Here is an 11,682-nt window from a genome sequence, read left to right as displayed (position 1 = left end):
GGGGATGGTTGGAGGACATGATGAGAGCAGTGAGAGAATGAACCAGAGTGTGGGAGCAGAGGTGTGATAGACTTAGAATTGACGTGTGAAGTTGGGTGGTCAGTTCATCTGAGATTTTTTTCTCAGTATCGATGTCGTCGGTGTTAAAGTTCTGGACTACTGTTAGTGGTTCTGTTATTTGTGAGTGGTGATTAGTGTCTGGTGACGTGTGACTGAGGACTGGGGACTGGGGACTGGTGACTGGTGACTGGGGACTGGTGACTGGTGACTGGGTAATTAATATTCATTCTTCCCAATTACCAATTACCAATTACCAATTACCAATTACCAATTACCAATTACCAATTACCCATTACCCGTTACCAATTTTAAATGTTTAAATTAGTAGTAACTTATCTTTGATAATTCATCTAGGGGAAAATGGCAATAGAATTTACTAAGTATCATGGTTTAGGTAATGATTTCATTTTGATTGATAATCGTTCCTCGTTAACACCGGTCATTACACCAGAAAAAGCTGTCAAATTATGCGATCGCCATTTTGGTATCGGTGCTGATGGTGTTATTTTCGCACTTCCTGGGCAAAATGGCACTGATTACACCATGAGAATTTTTAACTCTGATGGTTCAGAACCGGAAATGTGCGGTAATGGTATTCGCTGTTTAGCGGTTTTCCTGACTGAGTTGGAAGGTGTATCCCGCACCAAAGACTTCTACACCATTCATACTTTAGCTGGTACAATTACACCTCAACTTACAGATGATGGACAAGTTAAAGTAGACATGGGTCAACCCCGATTATTAGCACAGGAAATTCCTACCACCCTTGCACCTACGGACAGTAAAGTAATTAATGTACCTTTAGAAGTTGCGGATCATACTTGGAATGTTACCTGTGTGAGTATGGGAAACCCTCACTGTATCACCTTTGTAAATGATGTAGCAGCTATTCCCTTAGAAAGCATTGGTCCCAAATTTGAACATCATTCCGTTTTCCCCCAAAGAACAAATACAGAATTTATTGAAATTGTCAACCGTAATTATTTAAAAATGCGGGTATGGGAAAGAGGCGCGGGAATTACCTTAGCTTGTGGTACTGGTGCTTGTGCGTCTTTGGTTGCAGGAGTATTAAATGATAAATGCGATCGCACAGCCATAATAGAACTACCAGGAGGAGAGTTAGAAATTGAATGGTCCGAAGTAGACAATAAAATATATATGACAGGACCAGCAGAAAGAGTATTTGCAGGTAAATTCTAATTAGTAGCGACTGTCTTGAATGTCAAGCGATCGGTTGGGTTGACGCAAGGAAACCCAACATTTTATTCAGATCCCCGACTTCTATTTTCATCGTTTCTAGAAATCAGGACTTACGCAAAAGGGAACGAAAGTAGGGGTAATTCATGAATTACCCCTACGCAAGAATAAGGCTTTCAGTCACATCTTGCGTAAGTCCTAGAAATGATTAATACATCTAAAAAGTTAGGGATATTACAAATATTTATGTACTCAGGAGACTGAGAAAATGAGTAATTTACAAACTCAAATACCTACAGATACATGGGTTTATACTTCTTGGAATGAGTATGAACAAATAACCACCAACTTACTTAATAAACCGGGAAAAAGTTACTATTATAAAGGATACATGAGGCTAGAAATGCCACCAGTTAGTTTTGATCATGGAAAAGATCATGTAATAATTATTTTTGCTGTCACTTTATTTGCCACTATTAAAGGAATTTTAGCTACAGGTTTAGATACCACAACTTTTCGTAAACAAGGTATTCAAGACTGTCAACCTGATGTAGCTTATTATCTCCAAGAACGCGCCCAAACTATCCCCACAGGTACAGGAATTGTTAATTTAGATCACTATCCAGCACCAGATTTAGTCATTGAAATTGCTAAAACATCTTTATTAGATGACTTAGGAACAAAGCGCAGTCTTTACGAAGAATTAGGTGTTAGTGAATATTGGGTAATAGATGTACAAAACGCCCAAGTGATAGCCTATAGTATGATTAACCAAGGTAGTCAACGCATTCAAGAATCACAGGTTTTACCTGGGTTAAAAATTGCAGTTTTAGAAACAGCTTTACGTCGTAGTCGTGAAAGCAGTCAATCTGAAGTTTGTGCTTGGTTACTTAGCCAATTTCAACTATAAGAATTGTAATTGAATCGGAATTAATAAAACTCAGATACTCGACTTATTAAACTAATTCATCGTTTATAACCAAAATGAAAAAAGAATTAGGGGATCTTGTATTGAAATATTTTGATGGGAATGAATGATTAAAGACTGTCCCTTTTGTAGTAAAATTTAGATTCGGAGACTCTATAATTGCATTCCCAGTCAGAGACTGGGAACGAGAAAAAACTGTTCCCTGTTCCTTGTTCCCTGTTTCCACGAAAAGACTTTTTCAGCAAACCCTACTTATTACTTCTGACTAAAAACACGATAGTACAACCATGTACTAAATTCTTTGATGGGGAATAGTAAATAAGTTAGTGGGTTGACTGTGACAATAATATTTCTAAAATCCCGTTTTGCTAAAAACAAAATTCCCTTAGCAACTTGATTTGCTGACATCACACCGAATGGATTAAGTTGACTTTTGAAGGGTCCTAAAATCAATTTTCTAATTACACAAACTCCATCCAAACGTTTGAGGGTAATGATATCACCTAACGCCCTTTTGCTGATTTCATATAAAGGACTTAAAGCTGGTGAAACTTCTGCTTCTGATGTATTAACCCAAATTTCTTTAGTCGCTTTAGCATCAGATCCGGTGACAGTTACAGAAAATATATCTATTAACCGCAAAGCGGAAAAAGTGTTAACTTGATAAGAATTGTGAATTGCTGTGGATGTGCGATCGCCATAAACATTCACTCCATGATTGATAATTAAAATATCAACTTTTTGCAAGTTGGCTTTTAATTCTTCTTCATTTCCCAATTCCCAAAACATCACTTTTAAACCAGTTTGTTCCTCTATTTTATCTGGGTTAGTTGTTAAAGCAATAACTTTGGCTTTATGCTTGATTAATTCTGCGGTTAATGCTTTTCCTAAAGCACCAGAAGCACCAGTTAAAGCAACGGTTTTACCTTTTAAAGAAAGTCCTGTTCCTAATATTTTATCCACCAGAGAAAATACACCACTATAATAAGCATTTACATCATCAAAATGATGTCGCCAATGATATGTTCTATTCACAAACCACACAGAAGGAGTTGCTGCTAACGGTCCTGGTAAATGATTGTAATCTGTGTCTATTGTACCTTGGAAATATCGCAAAGATGCACCATATAAAAAAGTTCCACCATAAGCAACACCCAACCATAAACCCCATTGTCTGAAAACTAAAGCAACTGTGATTAATAAAACTAGCAGTATAATTGACTCAACTATGTCGTGATACAACTGGGAATCTAAGTAAGCTTGTTGAGAAACTAATGTTAAATCTCGACGGTAAGCTGCATGATGTTTATTATGCCATTTTGCCAGCCAAGTAACTTGATGACACAAAGCATGATAACTATCTCTAATTATTTCCGCAAGTAAGAGGGAGAAAACACCCCAAAGAGCGAACTTGACGCAGTTATTTACTAAAACCCAATCAATTGTTAAACTTTGAGCCAAAATCATCATATTTTTGCTAACACTATTTTCTCTTAATTATTCTTCATATTCGATAATTAGTGTAGTAGCAATGGGTAACATTTTTCTCTGTTCCTGAAATTTTGGTAGTTTTAAGTATAACAAGTGACAGGTGACAGTGCTAAAAGCTTTTCAGGTTTACACTCTGTGCATTTGTGTTCATTGTGTGTATTTTAGCTTTGAAGGCTGATAGCTGACGGCTTAATGCTTACATCAAACTTAATAACTTTGCCAAACTTTCCAAAATATATAAATAGATAAAATAGCCAACAAACTTCTAAAAGCTAAACTCACTACTTTATCTGGTAATTTTGGTAAAAACCGGGTACTAAATTGTACTCCTAATAAACCACCAAATCCTAAAATTGCGCCAGTTAACCACAAAACATTACCTGAATAAGCATGGCCAGCAGTTGCAGAAATAGCGGTAATGACTATGACTCCTAAACTCGTTTGAATAGCTTTTTTAATATTTTCATTGAGTAAGACAATTTGCAGAGGAACCATAATTATCCCCCCACCAACTCCAAATAAACCTGCTAATAAACCGCCAGTACCACCTGTGATAATTCTATGCCAAAACTCTTGAATTTTATGAACATTAGTTTCGTTATTTTCGTTATTTTCTTCTACAACTTCCTGAGCTTGGTTTCCTTCTTCTTCTATTTTTTTTCTAGCAACTATTTTTTTTCTCAGATCAACTAAATAAATATTGGAAATTAATAATAATCCAAAGGTAAATAATAACAAATATTCAGGAAATAAATTAGCTAAGAAAACACCGATTTGAGCAGTTATTAAGGCTGGTAAAGCCATACTTAAAACATTGTTGATATCCAGATAACCCATGCGCCAATTCTGAATACTTCCAGCAGATGCGGTAATGACAATTGATAAACTACTGGTAGCTACTGCTTGGATAGATTCGTTTCCTAAGCTAATTAATAAAGGTACTAAAACTGTACCTCCACCAATTCCCAAAAAACCTGCTAAAATCCCAGCTACAATTCCTGCAAATGCTAAAATTAATAATTCAATCGGTGTCATTTTAGATATTAGATATTAGATATTAGATATTAGTCATTATTTAGTAGTTATTAGTTATTTTTACCCAATCACCAGTCACCAGTCACCAGTCACCAATCACCAATCACCTTTTCTCAAAATTATACAGCTAAACCCGGATTTCTCACAAGAGAAAAAAATAATTGATAAAAAGCCAGAGCAAGTGGCATTGTAAGCATTCAGCAGTCAGCAATAAAGAATAAAACCATCAATTGTCCATTGATAAATTGCTCTCATTAACACTGGTGTAATTTGACAAAACGGGAGCATACTTATTACAGCAGTTTTCATGTATTTGTACCACATCCTTCTTGTTATCTTCCTTTCTTCCTTTGCGCCTTTGCGTCTTTGCGTGAGATTAAAAAATGTGGTTCATTTACCTGAAAATCGCTGTAATTCAGTCTTTGTCTAGAAAATAGCTGATTACTGATTACTTACGTGGAATTTAATAGCTTTCCACCAATACCCTGGGATAGATTTTGTTTAAAAATTTCTGAATATCATCAATAAAAGGTTTGAAAACCTAATGATCCAAGAAATATTTTTGATGAAATTGCCGATTTTATGACTAAATATTGTCGTGATCAAGCTAGAGATGAACTTTGGTTAATGATGGGAGCAGGAGCAACAGCAGGAGTTGCGGGAGGAATTTCTCCTCTTGGTGCGATCGCCTTTCAAACCAGTTTAGCTGGTGTACAGGGTGTTGTAGTTACTAGAATTGCTCAAATTTATGATGTGAATTTGATACCTGCTAGTGGTGCTGGAGCAATGGCCGCAGCAATTATAGGCATGGGTGGGGGACAATTTCTGTTTAATATGGGCAGTATTATAGCAGGGTTGATTCCTGGTATTGGATCAGTGGTTCAACCCGCAATGGGAGCGGCCGCAGTTAAAGCATTAGGTGAAGTTGCTATTACCTATTTTGAAAATAAGTATCCTCAAAAAATCTACAACTCAAAAACAAAAACATTGTAATATCATGTCCTGTTGAATACTTATCATATCTGTTGGGGCTGGTAATTGGTAATGGGTAATTGGTAATTGGGAAAAGGCAATTATTAACCAAAAACCAACAACTTATATCGTCAGTAATTACCCGGACTTGATATAAATTGTTTCACCCTAAACTTTCACCCATTTCAAAACATTGGGGTCTTTATTATAGCTGTAGGTAGAACCATCTTGAGTTGTAATAGTTTGACCTTTACTAGCTTTAGTTCTCACAGTCCCCAGTGAATAATCTATTAATTTCTGCATTTCTTGATGAGAAAGTCCGGTAATAAGACTTGCTTGGTTTACTTGGTTTGCTATTTCTGGTGTTGCTATTTTTGGTTGATTTGGAGATTTATTATTGGCAAAATTATCTATTGTAATTTCATCTTTTTCATCAGGAATGATGGCAGATGATTGTAATTTCTGACGTTGATAATCATGCACAGTTAAAAGTTGCCAACTAGAATCTTGAGAAAGTTCTAAAACCCATTGATGATAATCAAATAAGCTTTCCCGATGTCCGACACTGATAAATGTTGTTTTTGTTGCTTGCAATTGTTGATATAAAGTACCTTCATTATTTAAGTCTAAAGCACTGGTAGCTTCATCTAAGATAGTGAAAGCAGGTTGAGTAACTAACAATCTGGCAAATGCTAAACGTTGTTGTTCTCCTAAAGATAATATATTTTCCCAGGGAACTTCAGTATCAAAACCATCTACTCGACTTAATAAACTATCCAGATTAACTTGTTTTAAAACTTCTTTGAGTGCGCGATCGCTGACTATTCGTTCTGTATACGGATAAAGCAACTGTTCTCGCAAAGTTCCTAAAATAATGTAAGGACGTTGAGGTAAAAACAACACTTCTTCTAAAGGAGGCCTCACTAAACGACCTGTTCCTGCATTCCACAAACCAGCGATCGCCCTCAATAAAGAACTTTTACCTCTACCACTTGGACCAACAATTAATAAACCTTCTCCCGGTTGTACAGAAAGTGATAAATCTTCCACAATTACTCTCTCATAATTGGGAGTTTGTAAAGTTACATTCTCAAAGGTGATATGATTATCTTCTACTGTTTTGATGGTACTCGCATTTTCTGGTTGTTTAGCGACTTGTTCCAAAGCAGAAGAAAACTCAGACAACCGTTCCACATAAACAGAAAACCTACCTGAACTGCCAAATTCATTGATTAATTCTGCTAGAGCATTAGCAAAAAGATATGCCGATAAAGAAGCTTGGCTAATTTCTCCAAAATCTAGCCGATTTGTAATATATAAAGGTCCGAGTATTAGAAATGGAAATACCTCGATTACAGCTTGATATCCTCTATTAAAAAAGTCTTGATTTCTTTCCCAGCCAATCCTCCGTTTAGAAATCTTGATTAACTGCTGAAATCTTTTTCCAATGATATTTGACTCTTGTTTTTCTCCCCGGAAAAAAGCTATTGATTCAGCATGAACTCTAACATGAGTTAAACAATAGTTATAATCAGCCTTAGATTGAAGTTCCTCTTGATTAATTTTATTTATTTGTTGAGTCAAGTAGACAGCAACTATATTACCCAAAAGAGTATAAATTACTAAAATAATTGCAACTTGCTTTGAAATTGACCAAATAATTATAATATAAGCTATGATTTCCAGTATTTTTTCTAGTAAGGTAGTTGAAAAAGTCAAAGCATTACTTATAACAGGTTCAATTTCTTGAGAGAGGCGTTGATCAGGATTATCAATATCAGATTTAAAATTGATTTTATAGTATGCTCTTTCATGTAAATATTTTGCCAGAATGTGATCATTTAGCCATTGATACCACTCTAGTACCATTTGCTTTCTTACAAACTTAGAAAACCCTACCAATGCTGTTACAAATGCTAGGGTTATAGCATAAGTCAATACAACATTAAAAAACTGAGAAACATCTTTTCCTGTAATAGTAATATCAACTATGTAGCGATAAAGAAAATTACTAACTACATTTAAACTAACAAGTCCAATTATAAGTATTATTAAGAGAATAAGCATTCCCCATGAACGAATCACGTCTGAAAATGCTCTTCCCCCTGATGTACTTGGATACCAGTAAGGTTCGGTAATAGATTGGAAATTTTTCCAAAATTGAGTAAAAGCTGAATAATTATTGCTTAAAGGTTGATCGCGGGAAATTTGAGCTTGCATATTTTAACAATATTGTAATTTTGAGTTGACGTATAAGCAGCAATTTAATATTTCTTGGTTAAAGGTGAAAGGGGAAAGGGGAAAGGGTAAGAAAAAACCTTCACCCTGATCCCCTGTGTACCTTCATCCATTAATTTGAGGTTATCAGACTCATGACATTGTACGGTTAGTTAGTCTTATGACCAAATGCCATTTGCTCTGTTACTAACTGGTCATTGATAAAACCGCTACTTATGAAGTAGGAAATATAAGTCCTCAATAAATTTTGGTCTAATATAGGATACATAATATCAGTATTCCCTAGACCATTGATAGTATTTTGATAGTCAATCTCTGGTTCGCGACTATTCTCTAGCGCCATTTTGGGAATAATATGAGACAAAACTCTTAAATTACCAGGATCAGACATTTGACTCTCCAGTGAAATCTCTGAATGCCATTGCTCTACAGGAATCATCTGTACAGGGTATCCTAAAGAGCGAATCAAGTGAAATAAATCCTTGATTGTAGTAGATTCAGGATTAACTAGGTGAAATGCCTTTCCTAAAGATTCCTTTTGTCCTGACAGATTAACAATTATCTTACTCACATAGTCCACAGGAGTCAAATTATCCTCCATCTGCACATCAGGAAATATTCTTGTTTCTAAACAACCCTTGACTAACCTGCAAAATAAATCATCTGTATTACTAATACCTGTTTTGGTACTTCCTGTAATCCTTGATGCTCGATAAATAGCTACAGGTAGACCTAAATCACGAGCTTGCATCACTAATTTCTCTGCTACCCACTTACTTTGAACATAGCCATTTTCTAACACTTGATATTGATCAAGAAGATCCGATTCTAAAATTAATCCTGCTTCATTAGGAGTAGCTGCTGATAAAACAGATGTAGTTGAAATGTAATGTAAAGGTTTAACTTTGATTTCACTGGCTAACCGAATGATTTCTTGCGTTCCCAACACATTAGCAGGTTTTAAAACAGAGTAGGGATAAATAACATTAATCCAAGCACCACAATGATAGATAACATCTATCTGACTTGCTAACTGTTGAAATTCTGATGTGGAAAGACCTAAATATTTTTTCCCTAAATTTCCAACCACAGGAATAATACGTTTTCTGTCAACTTCTGACCAGAGTTTGTACAATTGAAGTTGATTTTCTAGCTTTTGTCGTGCCTCTTCAATATCTGTAGCACGAATCAAACAATAAATAATCGGTTCCTCAGTTTGTTGCAGGAGTTCATAAAGTAAATGACTACCCAGAAAACCCGTCACTCCCGTTAAAAAGATTCCTTGAGGTTTGTTGTTGTAATCTGTAGAGACGTTATATATAACGTCTTTACGGATTTGAATACTGGCATCTAAAACTGCTTCTGCTTTTAAATCTAGCTTAGAGGTAGTAATGGTATTCGTCTGGCTGGTGAGTAAACTATCAAAACCGGCTGCTAGTTCTGCGACTGTCGGGTTTTCAAACAAATAACGTAGGGGTAAATCTATTTGCAAGGTTTCTGTTAATAAAGACATCACTTGCATAGCGCGTAAAGAATTACCCCCCATGTCAAAAAAGTTGTTGTGAATGCCTAATTGTGTTGTTCCTAAAACACTGCTCCAAATATCTGCGATCAGTTTTTGTGTGGGAGTATTGGGTAACACAAAGTTGCTCAGGTTAATCTCTTGGGAGGGTGCAGGTAGGGCGCGACGGTCTATTTTACCATTAGTCGTGACTGGTAAACCCTCCATCATCACAAAAGCTGTGGGAATCATATAATTTGGCAGCTTTTGTTTCAAGAAGCTTTGTAATTCATTTTGGGTTAAGGATGGATTATCAGAGACAACATAAGCAACCAACTGTTTATGACCTGGTTGGTCTTCTCTTGCCATCACAACCTGACAAATCACATCAGGATGCTGAACTAATAGACTTTCAATTTCTCCGAGTGCAACACGGAAACCTCGGATTTTCACTACATCATCAATGCGTCCAATAAATTCTATATTGCCATCGGGTAAATAGCGTGCTAAATCCCCTGTTTTATAAAGGTAATGGGATGGTTGGTGAGCAAAGTCGAACCATTTACCATCTTTAAACGGATTGAGAATAAATTTCTCGTGTGTCAATTCTGGACGGTTGAGATAACCCCGCGCTAAACGCTCACCACCAATGTACAATTCACCCTTAACTCCTATGGGAACTGGTTGTAAATTGGAATCCAGGATGTAAATTTCTGTATTATCTACAGGACGACCGATGAGGACTGTATTAGTTTTTTCTGGTTGGTAATTTCGCACATCATAGACTATCGCTGTCACCGAGGCTTCTGTGGGACCGTAGGCATTTAAACAAGTGATTCTATCCCCTACCAACTGCTGCCACATTGCCACTGTTTCCGGTAAAACAGTATCTCCACCTACAGTCAATAACCGTAAACTTTGGGGTACGGTGGAGTATGATTGAGATACTGCTACCATCCATTCATGCCAATAAGCGGAAGTCAGGGTTAAAACAGTTATTTGTTGTTGTTCTATAAACTGGGCAAAATTGGCAAAGGAAGAAAACATTTCTGTTGGTCTTAATACTACTGTTCCGCCTTTAAACCATGTGGGGAATATTTCTTCTAGTGCGACATCAAAGCCAAAAGCCGCAAATTGTAAAACACGGTCGCTACTCGTCAAACCAAATGCTTCACTAATGGCACTGCTATGATTTACCAAAGCTCCATGAGTTAACATCACACCTTTGGGATTGCCAGTAGAACCAGAAGTATACAATACACAAGCCAAGTTTTCCGCTACTACTTCACTGACCGGATTTTCTGGACTGTGAGAATTGAATACTTCCCATTCTTGATCTAAGACAATAACTTTCACCCCTTCCACTGGCAAGGAATTGAGTAAACTTTCTTGTGTGATCAGTACAGAAATTTGTGAATCTTGGGATATGTAAGTTAATCGTTGTTGGGGATAATCAACATCTAGGGGAACATAACCGCCTCCAGCTTTGAGGATGGCTAAAAGTGCCACAGTCATGGATAAGGAACGCTCTAAATAAATTCCCACCAAAACTTCTGCACCCACACCCAGAGATTGTAAATAATGGGCTAATTGATTAGCTTGGGTGTTTAACTGTTGATAAGTTAATTGTTGATCATCAAACACCACCGCTACAGCATCCGGTGTTAGTTCTACCTGCTGTGCAAATAATTGATGGAGACATTTACCTACAGGATAATCAGCTTGAGTATCATTCCACTCCATCAGTAACTTTTGTCGCTCAACTGCTGTTAATATGGGCAACTGGTCAATACGCTCTTGGGGATTATTTACTACTGCTTCTAGCAAAGTAATAAAATGACTTGTTATAGATTCAATGGTACTATGGTCAAATAAATCAGTATTGTATTCCCATAATCCTATCATTCCTTTAGTTGTATTCTGCATAAATAAGGTCATATCAAATGCAGAAGCTACACCTTTAAATGGTACTGAACTAACGGTTAATCCATTTAACTCCAACTCAGACTCAGGAGCATTTTGCAGGTTAAACATGACTTGGAATAGTGGACTATGGGATAAATCCCGTTCTGGTTGCAATGCTTCCACTAGCATTTCAAAGGGCAAATGTTGATGGGCATAAGCACCCAAAGCCATTTCCCGCACACGAGTTAACAACTCACTAAAACTGGGATTACCCTCTAGGTTAGTCCTCATCACCAAAGTATTGACAAAAAAGCCGATTAACCCTTCTATCTCAGCCCGATCTCGGTTAGCAATG

At 36.6% G+C, this 11,682-nt stretch carries 7 protein-coding genes; 3 read left to right on the top strand and 4 right to left on the bottom strand.

Annotated elements, in window-relative coordinates:
* The first annotated feature begins 420 nt into the window (after window positions 1-420).
* Together dapF and FFR48_RS19665 are read left to right on the top strand one after the other, a co-directional pair.
* The gene (gene dapF, locus FFR48_RS19670; RefSeq protein ID WP_137668543.1) at window positions 421-1,260 is read left to right on the top strand and encodes a diaminopimelate epimerase; all 840 of its coding nucleotides are present in this window, start codon (window positions 421-423) and stop codon (window positions 1,258-1,260) included.
* Window positions 1,261-1,525: 265 nt separating this feature from the next.
* A complete protein-coding gene (locus tag FFR48_RS19665) occupies window positions 1,526-2,167 on the top strand; it encodes a Uma2 family endonuclease (protein WP_137668542.1) in 642 nt (213 codons plus the stop codon).
* A 273-nt stretch (window positions 2,168-2,440) separates the two neighbouring features.
* Here FFR48_RS19665 and FFR48_RS19660 read toward each other — a convergent pair whose 3' ends face one another.
* Together FFR48_RS19660 and FFR48_RS19655 are read right to left on the bottom strand one after the other, a co-directional pair.
* Window positions 2,441-3,652, bottom strand: coding sequence for a bifunctional sterol desaturase/short chain dehydrogenase (locus tag FFR48_RS19660; protein WP_137668544.1), 1,212 nt, complete (start codon window positions 3,650-3,652; stop codon window positions 2,441-2,443).
* A gap of 231 nt (window positions 3,653-3,883) precedes the next feature.
* On the bottom strand, window positions 3,884-4,711 hold the full coding sequence (locus FFR48_RS19655) for a sulfite exporter TauE/SafE family protein (protein WP_137668541.1): 828 nt from the start codon (window positions 4,709-4,711) through the stop codon (window positions 3,884-3,886).
* Window positions 4,712-5,293: 582 nt separating this feature from the next.
* Between FFR48_RS19655 and FFR48_RS19650 the strand changes: the two genes are divergently transcribed.
* Entirely contained in the window at window positions 5,294-5,704 is a 411-nt protein-coding gene (locus tag FFR48_RS19650) for a hypothetical protein (RefSeq protein WP_096571788.1), read from the top strand.
* 147 nt (window positions 5,705-5,851) lie between these two features.
* On the opposite strand, the gene FFR48_RS19645 is transcribed toward FFR48_RS19650, so the two are convergent.
* Window positions 5,852-7,903 (bottom strand): ABC transporter ATP-binding protein/permease, encoded by a 2,052-nt coding sequence (locus tag FFR48_RS19645; RefSeq protein WP_137668540.1) that lies wholly within the window; start codon window positions 7,901-7,903, stop codon window positions 5,852-5,854.
* A 166-nt stretch (window positions 7,904-8,069) separates the two neighbouring features.
* On the bottom strand, window positions 8,070-11,682 hold a 3,613-nt coding region (locus FFR48_RS19640; protein WP_137668539.1), incomplete at its 5' end, for a non-ribosomal peptide synthetase family protein.

The sequence above is a fragment of the Sphaerospermopsis reniformis genome (genome assembly GCF_005402885.1).
Classification (GTDB): domain Bacteria; phylum Cyanobacteriota; class Cyanobacteriia; order Cyanobacteriales; family Nostocaceae; genus Sphaerospermopsis; species Sphaerospermopsis kisseleviana.
This window is presented reverse-complemented; position numbering and strand designations above follow the sequence as displayed.

Coding starts and splice junctions, on each gene's coding strand:
- FFR48_RS19660 (WP_137668544.1), bottom strand. CDS start 3,652: ATGATTTTGGCTCAAAGTTTAACAATTGATTGGGTTTTAGTAAATAAC.
- FFR48_RS19650 (WP_096571788.1), top strand. CDS start 5,294: ATGACTAAATATTGTCGTGATCAAGCTAGAGATGAACTTTGGTTAATG.
- FFR48_RS19645 (WP_137668540.1), bottom strand. CDS start 7,903: ATGCAAGCTCAAATTTCCCGCGATCAACCTTTAAGCAATAATTATTCA.
- dapF (WP_137668543.1), top strand. CDS start 421: ATGGCAATAGAATTTACTAAGTATCATGGTTTAGGTAATGATTTCATT.
- FFR48_RS19665 (WP_137668542.1), top strand. CDS start 1,526: ATGAGTAATTTACAAACTCAAATACCTACAGATACATGGGTTTATACT.
- FFR48_RS19655 (WP_137668541.1), bottom strand. CDS start 4,711: ATGACACCGATTGAATTATTAATTTTAGCATTTGCAGGAATTGTAGCT.